The 19,767-nt window shown below is 59.8% G+C and carries 13 protein-coding genes; 1 reads left to right on the forward strand and 12 read right to left on the reverse strand.

Annotated features, from left to right (window positions below; translation table 11 throughout):
• Positions 1-13: 13 nt before the first annotated feature.
• The 12 genes from ACVDG9_RS19765 to ACVDG9_RS19820 form a co-directional block, all read right to left on the reverse strand.
• Positions 14-2,815 (reverse strand): glycosyltransferase, encoded by a 2,802-nt coding sequence (locus ACVDG9_RS19765; protein ID WP_447238764.1) that lies wholly within the window; start codon positions 2,813-2,815, stop codon positions 14-16.
• A gap of 6 nt (positions 2,816-2,821) precedes the next feature.
• A complete protein-coding gene (locus tag ACVDG9_RS19770; protein ID WP_031270447.1) occupies positions 2,822-4,351 on the reverse strand; it encodes a DUF6212 domain-containing protein in 1,530 nt (509 codons plus the stop codon).
• Between the two features lie 234 nt (positions 4,352-4,585).
• Positions 4,586-5,773, reverse strand: a complete 1,188-nt coding sequence (locus tag ACVDG9_RS19775; protein WP_447238765.1) for a polysaccharide pyruvyl transferase family protein — start codon at positions 5,771-5,773, stop codon at positions 4,586-4,588.
• A gap of 19 nt (positions 5,774-5,792) precedes the next feature.
• Entirely contained in the window at positions 5,793-7,130 is a 1,338-nt protein-coding gene (locus tag ACVDG9_RS19780) for a glycosyltransferase family 4 protein (protein ID WP_447238766.1), read from the reverse strand.
• Positions 7,127-9,388: a hypothetical protein gene (locus tag ACVDG9_RS19785; protein ID WP_447238767.1), complete on the reverse strand. Its 2,262-nt coding sequence runs from the start codon at positions 9,386-9,388 to the stop codon at positions 7,127-7,129. The genes ACVDG9_RS19780 and ACVDG9_RS19785 overlap by 4 nt, the downstream gene beginning before the upstream one ends.
• Before the next feature lie 6 nt (positions 9,389-9,394).
• Complete coding sequence (locus ACVDG9_RS19790; RefSeq protein ID WP_145903541.1) at positions 9,395-10,189, reverse strand: hypothetical protein; 795 nt, start codon at positions 10,187-10,189, stop codon at positions 9,395-9,397.
• 10 nt (positions 10,190-10,199) lie between these two features.
• Complete coding sequence (locus tag ACVDG9_RS19795; RefSeq protein ID WP_447238768.1) at positions 10,200-11,456, reverse strand: glycosyltransferase family 4 protein; 1,257 nt, start codon at positions 11,454-11,456, stop codon at positions 10,200-10,202.
• Complete coding sequence (locus tag ACVDG9_RS19800) at positions 11,456-12,295, reverse strand: class I SAM-dependent methyltransferase (RefSeq protein WP_447238769.1); 840 nt, start codon at positions 12,293-12,295, stop codon at positions 11,456-11,458. Before ACVDG9_RS19800 ends, ACVDG9_RS19795 begins: the two co-directional genes overlap by 1 nt.
• Positions 12,292-14,502: a glycosyltransferase family 2 protein gene (locus ACVDG9_RS19805; protein ID WP_447238770.1), complete on the reverse strand. Its 2,211-nt coding sequence runs from the start codon at positions 14,500-14,502 to the stop codon at positions 12,292-12,294. Before ACVDG9_RS19805 ends, ACVDG9_RS19800 begins: the two co-directional genes overlap by 4 nt.
• Before the next feature lie 99 nt (positions 14,503-14,601).
• Entirely contained in the window at positions 14,602-15,204 is a 603-nt protein-coding gene (locus ACVDG9_RS19810; RefSeq protein ID WP_023003324.1) for a calcium-binding protein, read from the reverse strand.
• 534 nt (positions 15,205-15,738) lie between these two features.
• On the reverse strand, positions 15,739-17,133 hold the full coding sequence (locus tag ACVDG9_RS19815; RefSeq protein ID WP_209169870.1) for an HlyD family type I secretion periplasmic adaptor subunit: 1,395 nt from the start codon (positions 17,131-17,133) through the stop codon (positions 15,739-15,741).
• Positions 17,130-18,878, reverse strand: coding sequence for a type I secretion system permease/ATPase (locus ACVDG9_RS19820; protein WP_152505724.1), 1,749 nt, complete (start codon positions 18,876-18,878; stop codon positions 17,130-17,132). Before ACVDG9_RS19820 ends, ACVDG9_RS19815 begins: the two co-directional genes overlap by 4 nt.
• 440 nt (positions 18,879-19,318) lie before the next feature.
• On the opposite strand from ACVDG9_RS19820, the gene ACVDG9_RS19825 reads away from it, so the two are divergent.
• A complete protein-coding gene (locus ACVDG9_RS19825; RefSeq protein ID WP_228148025.1) occupies positions 19,319-19,753 on the forward strand; it encodes a MarR family transcriptional regulator in 435 nt (144 codons plus the stop codon).
• Positions 19,754-19,767 lie beyond the last annotated feature (14 nt).

Genomic DNA, 19,767 nt, shown 5'->3' on the forward strand with positions numbered 1-19,767 from the left:
TCGGGCCCTTCGATTACCGGACGGACGTCTGACGTCCGCGTTGCTGCCAGAGCGTTGCTCCGTCAGCCGCACTCCCCCGGACGGTCGTTTCGGATGAACTGGAAATCTGCGCCACCGGCGCCTTGGTTCGGCGGATGCTTTGCAGGCGATCCGGGAACCAGTTGTGCAATTGCCGCAGGAACGGCTGCAGGCTCTTTTCCCAACTGCGCTCTGCACTGCGCTGCGACGCGTTGGTCGATAGGGTTCGAAGCAGCCTCTCCGACTTTGCCAATGTTTCGAGCGCGGTGATCAGATCATGGGTCACCACGCCATCGTCAGAGGAGCGCAGCAACAGGCCATCAACCTTGTTCTCGATCAGCTCGCTTACGGCCCCCACATCGGTGGCGACAGGCACACAGCCAAGACGTTGTGCCTCGATAATCGTGAGCGGCGCACCTTCCCATCTGGACGGCAACACGAAGGCATCGGCCCAGGCCAGCAATCGGCTGAGCCTGCGACTGTCATAGATCGGCGGATCGACGCGGATACCAAGTTCGGCAAACCGCTCCTTCCAAGAACCGCCTGCCCCTGCGTCCATGACGTCGGAACCGACAATGCGCCAGTCGATGTCGACACCCTTGCGCTTCAGAGCACGAGCCGCAGCAAAGATCCGCTCGATGCCTTTCTGCCTGTCCAGCCGCCCCAGGAAGACAGCCCGCAGACGGCCATCGCGGTCTTGCTGACGGTTGTCCGACAGCCGTTTGGCTTCTTCCGGCGCCATCGGGTAACCGGCGGCATTCGGAATATGAAGCAGCTTGGCAACAGGCACGCCCATGCCGTGCAGCCACTCCGCCATGTCCCGCGAACAGGTCAGCACACTGTCGTAGATGTGCTCATAGGCAAGCGTCAGATAGGGATGGCCAGCCGGACGGCCGAGTTCGGAACTGTCCAGCACATGCACGTAGTTGACGACCTTGACCCCGCGCCGGCGAAGTTCGCCGAAAATGGCATTGGCCGGGGCAAGCTGGTTGTTGATCACCACATCAAGGCCGGAAAGGAACCCGAGAACCTGTTCGGCCCGCGCGTTTTCGTCATGCCCCATCAGCAACTCGTGGCCGGAGAACATGTTGGGACCACCCCACAGAGGATAGTCGTCGGCCAGAAAGTTGATGGTGTCGAACACCCCGTCGTTGTCGGAGATGTGGTTGTAGACCGGCTTTCCGAACACATAGAGATGGACCTCGCACCCGGCTTTTTTCAGAACCCGGGCAGCCGCGTAGGCAACCTTCTCGACACCGCCGAACGTTGCGATCGGCAACAACAGACCGACCCTGAGGGGCGCGCCCTCACGGCCAAGACGCGGCATGATCGGGTCTGCCCCCGCACTGTGCCGCAGCAGCTCGAAATACTTGCTGCGGTTCGGGAAGTAGGCAGAACGCCAGATCCAGCGTTCACCGGGCCCGTGGCGATAGCCGGACTCGCGCAGGGCCCCCAGCGTGGCCAGAAGGCTGTTGGTGGCAGACAGGGCGGTGCCCTGAATGTCTTCCGCCGAGAACGGTCCACGCACGACGACTTCGGCTATCTTCGGTGCCGGATTGGCACCTCTCAATGTCCGGATCCAGTCGTCGGACTTGTCCTCGACACATTGCTTCATGATGTCGAGCGAACACATCCAGCCAAGCGGCTTCTTGGCAAGTTCCTTGCCTTCGCCCAGCTCGTTCACTTCGATGGCCAACCGGTCCTTGTCGCTTTCGAACCGAAGCGCGACAAAATGATGGGACGTCGACAGGCGCTCGGTCAGCCACAAGACGTTGTGCAGCAGACCGCAGCTTTTCAGCGCGTCCCTGTGTGCCGGCGACATCCACAGCCAGAACGGAGGTACGCCGTAGGTTTCCGGTTCGGCCTGCGCTGCCCAGAAGGTCTTCACGAATTCCTCGATGCTGCGCTTCTTGTGCGCAACGACAGGATCGGTGAAGAGATCGACCAGGTAGGTATCTGCTCCGAATGCGACGAACCGTGGTGCTTCCTCGTGCTCCCAGCCAAGCAGCGTCTCGGTGGAGAACAGCTTCTTGTGCTTGTCCTTGATGTATCCAAGGATGCTGTCACGGGTTCGGTTGGAATCGCGCAACATGCTTTCGGCGCGCTGGCGGTACTCGAAGCCGAAGAAGGGATAGTTCGCTCCCTTGAAGCCATGAGAAATCGCCTGCAGCCAGAAATCCCAATCCTCGAAGCCGGACTTCATGCTCTCGTCGAAACGAACCCCGGCGTCGAGGAGGGATCTGGAGACCAGGCTGCCGGCCTCGCAGATATTGTCGAAGGTAACGTGCAGAAGGCGCGAATATTCCGCCGTGTAGTTGCCGTTCCACTCGATCCCGAACTTGTCGATATTGGGATAGACCCAATCCACGCCATCACTGGATTTCATGAAGTCGAGAAGAACGCGGATCGCCGAGGGCGTGATCCGGTTGTCGGCATCCAGGAAATAGACCGCTTCCAGATCGGAGAAGCTGCGCAAGGCAAAGTCGATGCCGTAGTTGCGCGCAGAACTCAGACCGCCGTTGGCCTTCCGCAGGTAATAGACATTGTCGTAGGCGAGCGCATAGGCCCGCCCCGTTTGCCCCGTTTCGGGAAAGGGACAGCCATCGTCAACGATCACGACCGCGATGTTGAACGGCGCCTGCTGGGCCAATGCCGCGTCGATGGCCTCGGTCAGAAGGACCGAGTGCTTGTAGACCGGAATGACGATGGCGACCGTGGCCGAGGCCGTGCCGGAACCGCCGAACTGTGCGTAACGCACATTCGGCAAGCCCGGTCTTGAACCAGTGTGCTGGAGCATCCCGGCCTACCCGCTCACGACAGCGCGGAAGTTGGCAAATTTCGCCCAGGCAAAATCGTTACCGGTCGTTTCGTTCATCCGGGTGGCAAAATAGACATTCTGCCAGACGCCGATCCGTTCACCTGCAAAGGCGCTCAGATGTGCCGTCTCGCCGTAGCTGACGGTTTTCCAGCCGGAAAACGCCTCGCCGACCGACTGTTCACGCTCCCCCTTGAAGAGCGCCTTGGCCGCGCCAAGGTCCTTGGCAACCACAATGGCGAAATCGATATCGGCGGCGCGGCTGTTGTCGATGAACGCCTTGGCTGACATGCGGATCACCTGCGGCGGACAAGCTGCCGGAAGTTGCCCGATGGTCATGCCTTCCGCAGGCGGGTGACAGCCGATGGCGCGTTCCGTCGGCAACGGCATGATCGCTTCGAAATCGAAGGACACCTCATCGGAATTGGCAAGGCTTGCGTGCTCCAGGATGCCCGGGGCGATCGGCATGTCACGGAAGCCTTCGTCCAGGTTCACCTGTTGCGACTGCGCCGGAATGTAGTTGGCGTGTGGCGGCATGGAAACGCCCGGAATGCCACCCCACACCTGAAGGGCGAGGCTGTTCTTGAGGACCGACAAGCCGTTGGCGGCATCGCGCACATGGAACATTTCGACCGGCTGCAGACCACCGACGGACAGAAGCGGTACCTCATCCTCGGTCTCTTCAACCTGCATGCGGAATTCCAGCGTTCTGCGCAGGCCCGCAGTCGAGCGCGACAGGCCGAAGATGTTCCAGCCCGTGGACAGATCGCCACTGGAGAAATGCCAGGTATCGACGATCCTCTGGTCCTCCAGCGTCATCAACTGGGCACGCAGCTTGATATCGGGACGGCTGCCGGTCTGTTCGACATGCACCGCCACTCCGCTGACACCGGAACTGGGTACCGGCAGGATCTGGCTGACACCATCGACGGAGGCACTTGCCAGCACATTCGGATTGAGCGGATTTTCGGCCGGTTCATTGCTGAACAGGAGATCCAGCGGCTGCAGACCATGCCGGTTGAGGAACGCTTCAAGTGCGGCAAACCGGTTCTGCAGGTCGTCGTTCAGGCTGCGAAGTGTCTTCAACTCCTTGCTGGACAGAACCAGGCGCCGCGCACCCGATTTCACATGATCGGCAACCAGCCCGACCATCGAGGAAACAGCCTCCACTTCACCGCCACGACCCCAACCGATAACCGGTGGCAACTGAACCACACCGCGTTGCTGCATCCATTTGTGCAGTTCGTCCTTTGCATCCATTGCAGCCGGATCCACGATCACGGCCAGTGGCAGAAGCGGCGCTTCCGACACCTGGTACCGGCCTGCGCTCTCGTCGGAAAACAGGGCGAAGTCGTCCTCGACACCCTCGAACCAGACCGTCTTGACCGCCTCGAGCAACGGCCCGGGAATGTCCTGCCTTGATACGCCCACGACGATCAAGGTCAGCTCCTTCAGCAGCAGCATCTCACGCGTAGCGTTGTGAACGGGAAACGTGTCTTGTGTAGCCACGACTGTCATGCAAGCCCCCATCTGAACTGTGAAGCGTCCCCCTGCCGGAGATCCGCTTGCTCAACTAATATACATGCACAAGATTTATGTTTGTTTGTGACAATAATGCGGCGCAACATAGAATTATGTAAATATATTTATCTACTTATTGCTTTTCACAAAATATAGATGCATTTCTATCGCAATATTACTCAAATAATACGAATAAAATACTTCAAAATTCGAAATGATATCCTTATCAAATCACATGAGAGCCACCACCTTCCGCTGCTGCGCCGGCGCACGCTCCCGCATGACATGCGGCACATTGTTTTCGCTCAGGAAGTCACCCATGGCGTAATAGGTGGCCTCATAGGCCCGGTTGAACCGGTCAAAGAGGCCCTGATCCCAATAGTCGCTCAGGCGAAACACCTTCTCGCTGAAGACGTCGAAGCTCGGGATTCGGAACGTATCCGCAAATTCGCGCGTGCGGCTGTCGTAGGTGAAATAAAGCGCCGGGACGCCATTGGCCAAAGCCATCAGGTTGCCATGGAGGCGATAGCCGAGCACCAGGTCGCAGGCTTTGACGCAGGCATCATAGTCCGCAACAACGTCGGAATAGAACATGGAGTTGCGGTAGAGGCACTCGATGTCGTCGTCCAGATACCACTCGCCAACCCAGGCATTCTCCCGAAGCGAGGAGATCGCCTGGTCCTTTTGCGCAGGCGTTCCAAGTACCAGCTTCTTTTCCTCCAACTCGCCTTGCGCCATCAGAACGGTATCGAAGCGGGCCGCAACCGACTTGATCAGGTCGCGATGGAACGTGAGATACTGCCGGATATCCCTGGCGTATGCCGGCGACACTTCGCGCCGCACGGTCAGGCCGACTTTCCGGATACGGTCGATCTCGGGCAGCGTGATCCTCAGACCGGGGTCGTTGTGGCGAAATGCCGTCGGGCAACCGATGATCCGCGTGTTGGAAATTCCGATGTCTTCCAGCACCTCGGCGGTGTAGGCACCGCGAACGCCGACAGATGTCGTCGAACCTGCAATCAGGCGCAGGACATTCTTCGTGGCATCCGACAGCACAAGCTTGCCGTCCACGGGCGCCTGGGCGCCAATTCCGAAAGCCAGAACCGGAAGCCCGAGCCGGCGCAGTACCTGCTCCGCCATTTCCCAGTCCATCTCGCCGTGAATGTAGTTGGACCCGCGCAACACGACATAGTCGAATTCATCCCGCAACCGGTCGACTTCCGCCGGGTTGAATTCGCGGATCGTCAGGGTTTCGAGCCTGTCGTACTTCAGCAGTTTCAGCGAGGAATCGAAAACGAAGGCATCGCCGATATTGTGATAGTGGTTCAGGTTGCGCTGAATGTCCTGATGGCTGTACCAGCGGACATTGTTGTGATCGTAGACTTCGCCGGACGGTATCATCACCAGAACGCGTGTCATTCCATATTCCTTTGTCTTCTCAGGCGCTTTGCTTGAGGGCACCGGGACGAGACGCGAGGCCGCCATCTAGAACCTCGCGATAAAGGGTCACGTGCTCGCCGGCACTTTCGAGATGCGTTTTGGGTGGCTTGATGCCCGTCCGCAGACGCTGCCACAGACCCGGATCGCGCAAGGCCTCGGCCATGCGGTCCGCCAGGTCTTCCGGGCTTGCCGGCCGGGCGTGCAGTCCGTCGACCTTGTCGCGAACCTTTTCGGCCATGCCACCGATGCCGCTGCAGATAACCGGTCGCCCATGGAAGAACGCTTCCTGGATGATCACAGGTGAGTTCTCCCACCATACGGACGGCATCATCACCCAGTCCGTTTGCCGGATCAGCGACGGCATATCCTTGTTCTGGTAGCTGCCGGCGAAACGCACGCGCGATCCGGCTGCTTCCAGAAGCTCTGAAATTCGACTGCGAAACGCTTCGGGCTGACGTTCCAGATTGCCGCCATGAATGGTCAGCGTGGCATCTTCCCCCCAGATGCTTTCGGGAACTCGCTGGACTGCATCCAGAAGTACATCCACCCCCTTGTAGGGCGTCATCTGGCCGAAGAACGCGAAACGGTTCCGCCGGCCACCGGCCGCCACGGAACGCTGCGTCGCCTGTTCGCTCACGTTCAGGCCGTTTTCGATAACGGTCATCTTGTCCGCCGGCAGCCCCCAGGCGACATAGCGGTCCGCCAGGAAACGGCTGGGCGAGATGTAGCCATCGGCAAGCCCGAGCATGGACTTGATGAACTGCCGCCGGCGCAGGAAACTGGCCGGCGAAATCTCCGGAAAGCAACCGTTGCAGGCAATCGGCGTGGCTGCCTCGCAGAGTTTGTGGCCACCTGCTTTGACCATTTGCCCATGATGATGGCAGATGGACAGGAACTCGTGGAAAGTCACCAGAATGGTGGCGTCCGGCAAGGCGTCGCGCACCGTGTAGAGTGTCTCTAGCCCGAAGCCGATGAAATGATGGAAATGCACCACGTCCGGACGCAGGGTGCGCACAAACCGCCGCAGGTCCCTGTGCAGGTCTCCGGTGTTGCGGTTGGACACCAGGAACGGGTCGTAGTCGTCAGCGTGAAAAAGCAGCTCGTCATCGGCGTCATCGACCCCCATCAGCGCGGACTGGCCGTGCCGCGGATAGCCGTCACCAACCCGCGCCAGGAAGAACGATTGTGTTCCCGGCAGGGCCTTCAGGCCCTGGTGCAGATTGTAGGAAGCCACTTCCGCTCCGCCGAGTGACAGTGTCGGATGGCCGTGAGAAATGACGAGCACGCGCAGAGCCGCGGCCTTGGAAGGTGTTCTTTCCTCGTGAGCAGCCGTCATCGGATATCCTCTGCCAGGTCAGCAAGAAACGGAGACCAGGTTCGCTCGAAACTGCGGCGATCGAGTTCTGACACCAGTTTTTTCCAGAACCGCTCTCCCGGGCGACCGTCCTCGGCGTGGATCATCTCCACCTGAGGCACCCAGAGCGAACCGATGCCCGACAGTTTCAGCCGCAGGGCGGCATCGAGCCCTTTCTCGTCCGTGCCAAGATATTTCCTTGAAAAGCCCCCCGCTTCCGCCAGGGCCGATCTCGGCAGCACACAGCAATCGAACGTTGCCGCGGCAACAGGGCTGACATCCGCGCCATGAAGTGTCCGGCGCGGGTAACCGAGATAATGTTGCTTCAACAGATAGCGGCCGTCTTCCGGCTCGATCCAGGCGCCGCCCCATCTGATGGTTTCGTCTTCATAGAGCAGCGTGGGCGCTGCAATACAGGTAGCATCCTGTGCCTGAAACGCCGCAAGCAGCGGCTCCAGCCAGCCCGGACCGCGCGGCAACACGCCGGAAGACAGGCAAACAACCGTCTCCGCCGGTGAGGCCTCGACGCCCGCCTGAAGCGCATCGAGCGCGTCCTCGACGTGGTCCGCCAGCACCAGGCGGACGGCGAGACCGTAGAAACCGGCAAGTTGCCTGAAGTCTTCAACCTGCTCCAGCGCGTCACCCTGCGAGGCAACCAGGACCACCGGCGCGCTCCGCAGCAGCGGATCAAGCGCACACAGCGACAGCAGGACACGTGATTTCTCGAAATTTCCGTCGAGACCGATCACAACGGCGAAAGCGGCGTTTTCATCCACTATCCCGAAGTCGATCGTCTCGACGATGACTGGTTCGGGCGCATCATTGGCCTGCAACACCGGCAGAAGATGGCGCTCCAGAAAGTCAGGACGGAATGCCGTTGCCGGATCCAGCCCGGAAAGAAGTCGCCTTAGCGCGGAGCGCGGCGAAGCCCTGCCAAGCGCCAGCGGAGCAAAGGCGGACCTGCCATCCTTCAGCACGATCTCCAGATACGTACCCTCGGTGCCGGACATTTCCTCGGCAGGCACATGAACAAGGAACCCGTGCCGTTGCAGTGCATCCGGCCCGTTCAGAAAGGGTGACAATGTTTCGAAAGCGCTTGTCACGTCGGGCCGCAGCTGCGTCGTCCAGCGCGTGTCGAGGCGACAACTCATGCAGCCCGAACGCAGGAAGACCGTCTCGACACGGTCTTCCGGATTGAGCAGCCAGCCCGACAACAGGACGCCGGCCCGATCCAGTGAAGCGCTGAAATCGATACCGACACGAACCGGGACGTCGAGCTCGCTAACCGTTTCCCGGCCATCGAACCGCCGGCCCGCCAGCTCCAGCCGGGCCCTGCCGTCACCCGCGGGGGAGAGCTTCGGCAGAAGGGCCCGTATGTGGGAGGGAAGAGCCCGGGCCGGCGGCATCGTCCTGTGTTCATGAACCTCAACCACGCTCCATCCAGCGCGGCCACGGAAGAAAACCTTGCGAAGTTGCGCGGTATCAAGACCGCCCTCAACCTCGAGCAAACCGGCAAAACCATGTGCCTTGCCACCGGTGTCCTTGCGCTCGAAAAGACTTCCGGCCAGCTGACCGAGTTTCAATGCGCCGTCGAAAACAAACACCCGGCTGGTTCCCACCGGCATGCCCTTGGCCCACCCCTGGAGGTAGATATCTCCGGCGTCGAAGACACCCAGCACCTCGATGAAACCGTCGCGCCCCGCGACAGCATCGACAAGTGTGGCGGCCGTCTGCATTGCCTGAGGTGTGGTTCCCGCGCCAAGCAATGCCTGGACCAGGCCGTCAACGATGTCCGGCACCGATTGAGGTGACAGCTCACCGACACTGTTGAGGAAGCTCTTGAGATCTTCCGCCTGATGCCTGACGCCATAGGGGTAGGCATGCCCCTGGCTGCGGATCGTCACCCGGTCTGGCCGGGTGGCAGAACCTGGCACCGGAGACAGGATTGCGATGAACGGACGCTTTTTTCCCGAAAGGCCGTTTCCGGCTGGCAGGACCGTCACCGTGCAGGGTACGACCATCTTCGGGTCTTCGTTGAGGATAGCCGGCACCCCGCCGGCAAAGGCTTCCCCTACCCCGGCGATCAACAGAGTTTCGCGGTCGAGGTTGACGTAAAGAACCGAATGACCGTCGAGTGGAACCTGCGCCCCTGCGCTCCCCTGCGCCTTCAGCGCAGGTGCCTGCCGCTCTGCTCTTGCGGGCAGCTTCTTCACGCCTTCCAGGGTGACGACAGGCTCCATCGTTCCTTACCTCCAGAGACCGCCTGCGGCGGCAAACAGCATGCCCCCGACAAACCCGAGAAGGATCGCCAGCAGCAGGATATGAACCTTGAGGTTGTTGCGGCTCTTTTCTCCAAGGACCTTCAACCGGTCATCGAAACCCTTCAGCGTCGTATCGAAACGCAGCAGGAAGACTTCCAGTTCCTTGACCTTCTGGGAGAGGTCGCCCTGGCCGTTTTTCAGAAGGGACATGGCTTCGCCCAGTTCGCCTTCGTTCGATGCCAGCGCATCGATCCGCTGTACCGTCTCGCGCAAGACCGCCGTTGCATCACGCTGGCCAACAGCGCTTTGGCGCTGCGCCACGATCAGCCGGTCGACTTTCTCCATCACCACAGCCAGAGGCATGGCGACGGCAGCTTCCGCGGCGCGTTCTTCTGCGCTCGGGCGCGGCAGCTTCAGTTGCGCTTCCCCTTTGGGGGTTTCCGCCACCACAGTCAGACCGCCAGGTGCTGCGGCAACGGCCTGGGGCAACTCGATGTCGAACGCATAATGGCCGTCGCCGATGCCGTTGCGCTTCAAGTCGATGCGCTGGGTTTCGGCAACCTTGCTGAGAACTCGCTCACCGTCGTGGAAGACGTGGATGGTCATGCGGTCGCTCGGGCTCGACGCATCCCAGGCCCAGCCGAGCAGCCGGCCGTTTTCGAATGCATCGACACGCCCCTGAAGCCGCGCGGAAACGGCTTGTTCCCTGGCCTCCGCAACAGCTTGCGGCGGCTTGGCGTCCGATCCGGGTTTTACCTGTTCAAGAGGGGTTACACTCATTCCGTTTTCCTCAGGCAGCAGGTTCACGCGCCGCAGTTTGCCGGTCGGCAAACAGGCGCAGATATTGTTCGGCAACAGCGCTGACGGACGGCGGCTTGCGGATGTTGGCTGCAAGTTTCCGGTACTGCGCGGCATCTCCGGCAGCTGTCGCCATCGCGATTGCCAGGCCGACCGGATCGTTCTTGCGCACATGCAGGCCATCGACGCCGTCCCTGACGGCCTCGGCCATGCCGCCGACACCGCTGGTGATCACCGGCCGTCCGTGCTGCTGTGCTTCTGCAATGACCAGCGGCGCATTTTCCCACCACAGCGAAGGCACCACGACCCAGTCCACGGGCTCCATGAGACCGGCCACATCATCAGGTTTGTAAGCCCCCAGGCGCTGCACTCTGGGTGCGGTTTCCTCGAACAGCTTTTCGATGCGTTTGACGAATTCCTGGTTCTGGAAGGGAGCGCCGCCATGGACCCGCAGCTCGAATTCCATGTCCTTTTCCACCAACAGCTTTGCCGCCTGCAGCAGAACCTCGACACCCTTCCAGGGGGTCAGGTTTCCGAAATAGCCGAATACGGTTTTGGGCGTGTCGTCAGCCGACCGGCTCTTGGCCGGTGCCGCGTCCGGCCTGCCATTTCGAATGATCCTGATTTTCTCCGGCGGCAGGCCCCAGCGCACATAAACGTCACGCAGAAACGCGCTTGGAGATACGAACTCGTCGACGGCCTCCAGATGCGTCTTGATGAACCGCTCGCGCAGACGCATGTCGTTCGGCTTTGCTTCGGGCAGGCACTTGCACAGTCCTCCCGACCCAAGCGCGGCACAGGCTTCGTCCGGGCTTTTCATCAGGACGCCATCGTTGGCGCAGATCGCGTAATAGTCGTGCAGCGTCATAACGATGCGCACGTCGGGCAGCACCCGGCGGATAAGAACCGGCAGTTCGACACCGAACAGCAGCAGATGGTGGATATGGACCACATCCGGCCGGAAGCTTTCCAGCAATGTCCGCATGTCCGGTACAAAGGCTTGCAGATCGATCTGGCTCATGTTGAAACGGTCGAAATGACCGGCCCACATCAGCAACTCGTCACCGCTGTCGCTGATCGCCTGAAAGCTGGTACCCGGATGCGGCTCGCGGTGCAGGTGGTTCGTCGCACCGACAAACAGCGACTGGTGCCCGGCCTTGCGATAGGCCCTTGCCAGGTCAAGCGCGACGGTTTCCGTCCCGCCGGGGTGAAGATCCGGATGATTATGCGCGAAGACAAGGATCCGCATCAGGACACCCCCCGCGACGTTTTCACGGCAACGAAAAAGTCCTGGTAATGCGGAGCCCCGTTGCCGCCGCGCCAATGCCCGAACCGCTTCAGGGCGATTTCGAATCCGGCCGTCTCCAACGCCCTGTCGAGGAAACCATCATCGAAGGCGACCGCTGCGAGCGGCGCTTGCGGGTTGCCGTACCAGGCAGGCCCTTCGCCGTCGCGTCGGAACACGACACGTGGGATCAAGCCTTCGCCGCGGTCCGGCGCAATCACGAATGCCGACAGAAACAACCTGCCTCCCAGCTCGATGAGGCGCGAGATTTCGCGGAAATAGGGCAGGATCTCTTCCGACGGCAGATGGGTGACCACCGATGTCATGATGGCAAAATCGAACGAACCGTTGGCGAACGGCAGGGCAATCTCCGTGCCGCGGATATAGCCGTCGGGATTGTAGAGAGCGTTGGCGATATCCAGATGCATGAACCGGAAATTGGGGTAGACCGACCCGATGTTGCGCGTGCACCATTGAATGCCCGCCGACGCCGGATCGATACCCACATACCGGGCGGTGTCCGGATCCAGATACTGGGTCAGAGGCACTGCCATCCGACCAATGCCGCACCCGACATCAAGCACCCGCTCATGCGCGCGCAAGCCCCCAAGGTCGATAAAGTGGCCCAGAAACTCCGTGCCGATGGCAAGATAGTCACCATCTCCGACGAAGTTGTCCTCGCTCGGGGGAACCGGCAGGAACCTGTTACGGCCGATGTAACCTTGCAGGTCTGCAATCCGCTCACTGCCGAGTGGGGATGTGACCAGACTGGTGGCATCCTTGATGAGAACCGGCGAATTCATGCACTCAGCCCTTTTTCACGCCGCTCCGCAGCTTCCATCAAGGCAACGATGTCGTCCTGCCAGCGGGACTGGTGGAGCCAGCGATTGTATTGAGAGGCGACACCGCGCGTGTAATCTTCGTTCTTGCGAATGGAAACACGCTCGAAGTGGTAGAGTTCGACGTCGCCCAGATAGTAGATCTTGCGATTCAACTTGCGGAGTTTCAGGCACAGGTCGCTGTCTTCGTAGTCACCGACGATAAAGTCCGTCGTGAACCCTCCCACCGTCTCGAAATCGGCTTTCGACAGAACGAGGCAAGCACCGGTTACCCCCGGCACCTCGCGGGAGGTGCTGGCTTCCGGAAACTGACGCGGGAAACCCTTGTAGTAGTGATGGTTGAACCAGCGGCCCTTGTCGTCCTGGATAAACTTCAACCCGGCATGCTGAATGGCGTTGTCTGCATAGAGCAGCTTGCCGCCTACAGCCGCTACCTGCTCGTCCATCATCAGGCTGGCACACAGCTGTTCGAGCCAGCCGGCCTCGACCGGCACGACATCGGAATTGATCATCGCCAGATAGCGCCCGCGCGCCGCTTCCGCACCTGCATTGCAGGCAAGCGCATAGCCGCCGTTACGTTCCATCACGACGAGCCGAACGGGAAGGCCATAAAGAAGATGGAACCCGGCGAGCAGGTCCTCCACATGGGTTACCTGCTCGGGAGAGTCGAGCACGAAAATCACCTCGGCGTTCTCCGCCAGCCAGCTGTCGGCGGAAAACGCCGCAAGCTGCGCCTTGATGAACTCGAACACCTTGTAAAGCGGGATCACGATCGACACGGTCGGATCGGCAAGCGGTTTGCCGAACAGAACTTCGGACGGTTCACCGACCGATTGCCGGAAACGCGACTGGATATCGGACAGGACATTCGACAGACAGGTCGCCAGAACCTCGTCGCTCGCATGGCGCGGTGTCACGACGGAAAGCGCCTTCGCCCTCGTGTCGGGAATGTCACCCGGCTGCGGTGGCGGCACCAGCAGTTCCCGCTCACCCGATGCCAAACGGACTTCGAACCGGGGCTGCAGATTGTGTTGAAGCGCCCTGCCGACCGGCGCAAACGCGACAAAGCGCTTTATCGCGTAACCGCCCTGGGTTTCCGGCAGAACGCCGTCGAACGTGTGTAGCTCAAGCGCAACCGGACCGGCGTCACCGGCAAGAATATCGAGCCCCTGATAGACACGGGCGGGATCGCGCAGCCAGCCACCGACCAGGACACCGGCTTCGCAGGCGACAGCGGTTTCCACTGCACAGAAGGAGCCGGTCTCTGACAGCGAGCCATGACGGCGCGCCGGCAAGGGATCGCTCACCTGCAGGTCCCGTATGGCTGCACGCGCCTCATCGGATTTGGCGCCGACGTCCGACACCAGGTAATCCCGCACTTCCGGCAGCTTGCGCGAATTGGTAGCCCACCATGCACCGACAGTGCGCTTCACGTTGTCGGTAGCCAGTTTCCGGATCGCCAGACCCCAGCTTCCGGACAGCACCAGAAAACCGTTGGCAGGCGGCTGCGGCATGTCGACCGCACCGAGGAACAATCTGCTCTTGCCGCCGTTGTAGGGCGTGTTGCACGTTCCGCTATCCAGCCGCAGAACACCCGTATCACCGATCACGACCGCTGTTTTGATGTCGGTGCTGTCGCTGTTGATGAGAGTTTCCAGCAACCGGACGGAACCGATGCTCGCGACAGCATCCACAACCGGCGGCGCATCGTTGACGGAGCGCAGCAGCTCTCTTGCGAAATTGACGAAACTGCGGGAACGCCCCAGCCGGAACATGCCGGACCAGGCGCTCAGGAAAGTCGTGACGAAAACGGCGCAGGCGGCCTGACTGAGCCCGTTGGTAATGGCAAAGGCATCGGCGGCAGGACCAGGCTTTGCGGCGTCGACAGAAAGCGTCGCCTCGGACCCGACCGCGCCGGCGCTCAACTTCAGACTGAGCCTGGTTTTTTCCTTCAGCGAAACAGCCCAAACGACTCGCGACCGGCCATCAAGCCGGTTCAGCCGGACACTCGCAATGGAGCCGAAGGACTGACCGCCCTGCTCCACAAGCCGGGGCGCAGCATTTACCTGATGCGCCGGATCCCAGACAAGAAGAAGAACCTCCGGCGTAAGTTGGAAGTAATGCGGGGACTCAAAGTCCGCCTCGGCGTATTTGCCCAGGGTCTCGAGCATCTTTGTCCATCACTGTTCTAAGGCCTGAGTTGCGGACGGCCACAGGCCAAAGGCCGGTACCCGGGCACACGGACGACCGCGTGCCCGGGTGCGGGATCATCAGGAAACGACGATGTAGCCGTCAGGATTGTCCTGAAGATCGTCGGCATCGACGTTGTTGAGCGTGACGGTATCGCCGTTGCCGAGATCGATGACCGTGTTGTTGCCCACCTGGGTCGCCCGTGCGGCGACATCGGCAGCAGAGGAAACGCCGGTATCGTTGATGTTGCTCGAGATCTGCACCAGATCGCCAACCTGGAAATCCATGACGATGTCGTTGCCGCCACCGCCGGAGAACACGAAGACATCGTGGTCGCCACCACCGAACATCAGATCGTTGCCGGCACCGCCGTCAATGATGTCGGTTCCTTCGCCACCGAAAATGATGTCGCCGCCGGCACCGCCTTCGATGTAGTCGGAGCCCGCTCCGCCGAAGATGGTATCGCTGCCTTCACCACCAAGAATGACGTCTTCGCCACCTTGCCCGAAAATCTTGTCGGCACCCTCTCCGCCGACGATCAGATCTCCACCTCGGCCACCGAAGAGGAAGTCGTCCCCTTCATTGCCGAGCAGAACATCCGATGAGCCCAATCCGAATATGAAATCCTGAGCATTTGTACCTTGCAGGAAATCCTGAAAAGCACTGCCTTCAATCGTGGCCATGTAGCTAACTCCTGAAGTTCGCCTCGTTACATTTGACGCCCCGCGAACCGCGGCACACCGCACTGCACAAACCCCGTATTTTTGCAGCGCGAGAAGTACAATACACAATTACTAATCTCTTCAAAGGGACGAATAGTGAAAAAAATAAGGCAATATTTTGAAGGAGATAAACTAATTCTACTTTTCATTTAATAGTAGTTCGAAAATACAATTCCTTTACGTTTATTTTATTTCGAAATTCAAAATAAAATCAATGAAACCACATGATCCCCCATAGATTGAAATCCAATTTCTGCGATTTTTCAGATGCTTGAAACCGCCCGCACTTCATGCAGAAACAGCACTCAACCGCCTCGCCGGAAAAATAAACCACATGGTGGTTTTGCAACGCACTAATCGCGTTAAAGGTGCAATTTTCGCACTGCACCAGGAAAATGCCCCGACGCTCGGACTGGACCGGGGCTTCGAAAAAGCAACGGGCGGTCAATGCCGCCCGTCGTTAAAAAAATTTGTTGGAGCACAAAAAAATGCGCTTCAGTCTTCCCGGAAAGCTCGATCAAGGCTTTGCGTGATCGGCTCGAGCAGATAGTCCATTGCCTTGCGAGCACGCCGGATAATCAGGACTTCCGCCGGCATTCCCGGATAAAGCGTCAAGGCAGGCTTGCCGTCCAGCTCTTCGGAACGAACCTGTGCGCGCACGATATAGAAGGCGGCCTGCGTCTGGGGATCGACGGTCTGGTCGGCAGCGACATAGGTCACCTCCCCTCCCAGCGGGCTGGTGTTCTGCCGGTCATAGGCAGTCAGTCGGATACGTGCCTCCGAGCCGACACGAACGGTATCGATGTCGTTCAGGTTCATCCGAACCTCGACAAGCATCTTCTCGTCTCGCGGAACGATGTCCATGATCGCCTTGCCAGGCTCGACCACCCCTCCCGGTGTCCGCATCTCGATGCTGGAGACAATACCGGCCTGAGGGGAATGGACCACCAGCCGGTCGAGGACATCCTGCGACGAGATGATCTGTTCGTTGGTGAGGTTCAGTTCAAGCTGAGCCTCGAGGATCTTTCCGGCAATGTCGCTTTGCCATTCCTGTTCGGCCTGCAACAGGGCAACTTCCGCCCCCTGGCGCGCCTTTTCCGCACGCGCCTTCTGGGCCTCCAGCTCACCGCCATCGCCAATCATCTCGCTCAGTTCCAGCTGAACTTCACTAAGCATGGCTTTTGACGTGAACCCTTTCTTCTCCAGACCACTGAGGGCGTCGACACGCTCCTCAAGCAGCTTTCGCCGGTGCCCGGTGGCTTCGATCTGGGCCTGATTGGCCTCGATCTGCGCCACATACTGCTCCATCTCCTTCTGCTGAAAGGCGATCTTGCCCTCGTAGACCTGACGGCGTTTTTCGAACACCCCCTGTTCGGCCGCCACCACTTCAGCGATCAGGGGCTCGCTGCTGTTCTTGAGCTCTTCCGGAAATACGATTTCTTCCGACAGATCCCGCTCGGCCCTGAGCCGGGCCAGTCTCGCCAGCAAACTGGTCCGTTTGCCATGGAGCTGCGCCAACTCGGCACGTGCGCGTGTGTCGTCCAGCTCCACCAACGGCTGGCCGGCATCCACGAAATCCCCTTCCTGCACCAGCAACCGGCGCAGGATTCCGCCTTCCAGATGACTGATGGTCTTGCGCTTGCTGTCGACAATCACCTTGCCGGTGGCAACCGCCGCACTATCGAGATCGGCGGTAAATCCCCAAAGCAGAAATCCGCCAAAGCCGATAGAAACGGCCAGAGCTGCCGCCAGAAGCGGTTTGCGCAAGCTTGGCGGGCGCGCATCATCCGCCTTGAGGGCGGCCATCCAATAAGCCTGGCCTGCTCCGGTCGCCGCCTCGGACGAAGGTGTGGCAACCGGCGGCTTTGCCTGCTCGGAACGCTCGCTCATGCCACTTCTCCACTCGTCGGCAGGGCACGGGGTGCGGCAGGTGCCGGCAGGCGCCTGGAAATACTGCTGACGACATCCGTCCGGTCACCGAACTGGCCGATCCGGCCATCTTCCAGCACCAGGATCTTGTCGGCCGCCTCCATGATTGCCGGTCTGTGCGCGATGACGATGACGATGGCTTTATCCTCCTTTGCCTGCGAAATAGCACGCAGCAGAGCAACCTCCCCTTCCGTATCAAGGTTGGCATTGGGTTCGTCGAGCACGAGCAGGCGCGGCCGTCCGAACAGCGCACGCGCAAGGGCGACACGCTGCTTTTGTCCGCCTGACAAGGTGTAACGGTTGTCACCCACGGGCGTGTCGTAGCCGAGTGGCATCCGGCCGATCATCTCGTGAACGCCGGCAGCACGCGCCGCATCGATCACCATCTGAGGGTCGGCATCATACATGCGCGAGATGTTGTCCCGAACCGTTCCATCCAGAAGAGACACCGACTGCGGCAGATACCCGACCATCGCGCCAAAGGACGCCCGCTCCCAGAGATAGGCGTTGTGTCCATCAAGAAAGACGCCGCCCGTCGTGGGCTGAAGAACACCTACAAGCAGACGGGCTAGGGTCGACTTTCCGGCTGCCGACGGGCCGACAATGCCAAGAACGTCACCAGGTTCAAGCGTGAACGAAATGCCCTTGATAACAGGCACCGGTGCGTTGGGCGGCGCATAGACCAGCTTGTCGATCTTGAGCGACCCCTGGCTGGGTGGGGTCGGCACGGTCTGGCGAAGCGAGGAGTGGTTCTCCAGAACCTCGCGCACCCGGCCCCAGGCGGTTGATGCGAACACCCACTGGCGCCAGTTTTCCGTGAGATTGTCGAAAGGGGTCAGCAGGCGCCCCATCAGGATGCTTGCGGCGATCATCGTGCCGGCAGTCACCTCTCCCTTGATGACGAGATCTGCGCCAAGCGCCAGAACCGCGATCTGCATGCCAAACCGGAGGCTTCGCGTCAGCGCGTGGATTGCCTTGCCGCGCCGGCTTCCCATTGCCATCAGTTCCGTGGCATGGAGTTGCCCCTTGCGCCAACGGCGCGTCAGGGCAGGCATCAACCCCATTGCCTCGATCGTCTCTGCGTGGCGAAGCGTGGAGGCGATCGTCGCGACATTCTGCAAGTTGGCGGTGTTCGCTTCCTTCAACAGCGAGCGTGTCGTCATGTCGGACAGGAGGTTGAGCCCGATCAGCGTAATCGCTGAAACAACAGCCAGCAGCCCGTAAAGCGGATGCAGGGCAAACAGCACAATCAGGAACAGCGGCACCCACATGGCTTCCAGCGGTGCGCTGATGGCGTTGCTGGTTATGAAGGTGCGAAGATCGTTCAGGTCCCGCAGCACTTCGGAGGCCATACCGCCCCCCTTCTCCAGCGAGGATTTCACCCCCGCCTCGATTGCCGTCAAGTTGAGACGCCGAACCAGTTCGCTTCCCATCACCTGGAAAATCTGGCTGCGGATAAATTCCAGAATCGCAAAAAGCATCAGTCCGCCACAGGCGATGATCAGCAACATTGTCAGGGTATCGAGGCTCTGACTGTTCAGAACCCGGTCATGAACCTGCAGCATGAACAGCGGAACGATCATCTGCAGCAGCGTGATGAACCCACTCAGAAGCGCCGCTGCGGCGAGACCGGTTGCAAAGGTGACTCGAGCCTCTCTTATGAGACGGAACGGATCGATTGCGTCCGGTGTTGTCTTTTCAACCATTCAAGATTCTCCGAAGCCTCAACCGATAGGTGTGTTCGCACGTGCGAAAAAAAGAGCGATTGCCCAGAAAACGACACATCTTTTCCATAGGAATGACGAAAGCATATAGACTAACTTGGGGTATCTAGTGCCTTTAATTATGGCAATCGATTGGCAAAGAGAAGAAATGCAAAAACAAAACTAATAAATGCATCAATGTGCATAGACAGGGAGCAGAATAGCGATGAAATTATTTCGAATTTAGTTCGAATGTAGGTGGGAGTTTGGGGCAAATGCACAAAGTCTTAGAAGACGCAACAAGGGACATGAATGGGCACGTTTCGCGGACTGAACCTATGGTTGAAGAATCCATCAATCATTCAGCATACGGGGAAAGGGAAAGGATCGCGGCTCCGGCGTCGCAAGCGAACCATTTCGAACTCGTAAGAGTCATCGAACGAATGTATCGGCGCTACCTTGACCGCCTCCGCGTCGATCTGATCCGAATAGGCGCGGACGACATCTCTCCCGCCCATGCCATGTTGCTTTTCACCATCGGTGACGACGACCTGTCCGTGCGGGATCTGATGGACCGCGGTCACTATCTCGGATCGAATGCGTCCTACAGCCTCAAGCAACTTGTCCAGTCCGGCTACGTCGACCGAACGGCTTCGGCACGGGACCGGCGCTCAGCCCGTATCCGTCTGACCGACAAGGGAAAGATGCTTTGCAGAGCCGTGAAGGCAGCCGACGAGGTCAATCAGGACCAGATCGTGCGATCCGAACAGGACCTGAAGGCTCTCGAGGAAACATTCGCACTGCTGCGCAAGCTTGAAGTCCTGTGGGCAACGGACCTTCAACAATCCCCCTTGCGTCTGGACGGCACCCGTTTCTGATCGAAGGTTTGGCA

This window comes from Roseibium sp. RP-7 (assembly GCF_053005225.1).

Excerpts from the sequence above, each read along its gene's own strand:
- ACVDG9_RS19765 (WP_447238764.1), bottom strand. The coding sequence starts at position 2,815 with ATGCTCCAGCACACTGGTTCAAGACCGGGCTTGCCGAATGTGCGTTAC.
- ACVDG9_RS19770 (WP_031270447.1), bottom strand. The coding sequence starts at position 4,351 with ATGACAGTCGTGGCTACACAAGACACGTTTCCCGTTCACAACGCTACG.
- ACVDG9_RS19775 (WP_447238765.1), bottom strand. The coding sequence starts at position 5,773 with ATGACACGCGTTCTGGTGATGATACCGTCCGGCGAAGTCTACGATCAC.
- ACVDG9_RS19780 (WP_447238766.1), bottom strand. The coding sequence starts at position 7,130 with ATGACGGCTGCTCACGAGGAAAGAACACCTTCCAAGGCCGCGGCTCTG.
- ACVDG9_RS19785 (WP_447238767.1), bottom strand. The coding sequence starts at position 9,388 with ATGGAGCCTGTCGTCACCCTGGAAGGCGTGAAGAAGCTGCCCGCAAGA.
- ACVDG9_RS19790 (WP_145903541.1), bottom strand. The coding sequence starts at position 10,189 with ATGAGTGTAACCCCTCTTGAACAGGTAAAACCCGGATCGGACGCCAAG.
- ACVDG9_RS19795 (WP_447238768.1), bottom strand. The coding sequence starts at position 11,456 with ATGCGGATCCTTGTCTTCGCGCATAATCATCCGGATCTTCACCCCGGC.
- ACVDG9_RS19800 (WP_447238769.1), bottom strand. The coding sequence starts at position 12,295 with ATGAATTCGCCGGTTCTCATCAAGGATGCCACCAGTCTGGTCACATCC.
- ACVDG9_RS19805 (WP_447238770.1), bottom strand. The coding sequence starts at position 14,502 with ATGCTCGAGACCCTGGGCAAATACGCCGAGGCGGACTTTGAGTCCCCG.
- ACVDG9_RS19810 (WP_023003324.1), bottom strand. The coding sequence starts at position 15,204 with ATGGCCACGATTGAAGGCAGTGCTTTTCAGGATTTCCTGCAAGGTACA.
- ACVDG9_RS19815 (WP_209169870.1), bottom strand. The coding sequence starts at position 17,133 with ATGAGCGAGCGTTCCGAGCAGGCAAAGCCGCCGGTTGCCACACCTTCG.
- ACVDG9_RS19820 (WP_152505724.1), bottom strand. The coding sequence starts at position 18,878 with ATGGTTGAAAAGACAACACCGGACGCAATCGATCCGTTCCGTCTCATA.
- ACVDG9_RS19825 (WP_228148025.1), top strand. The coding sequence starts at position 19,319 with ATGTATCGGCGCTACCTTGACCGCCTCCGCGTCGATCTGATCCGAATA.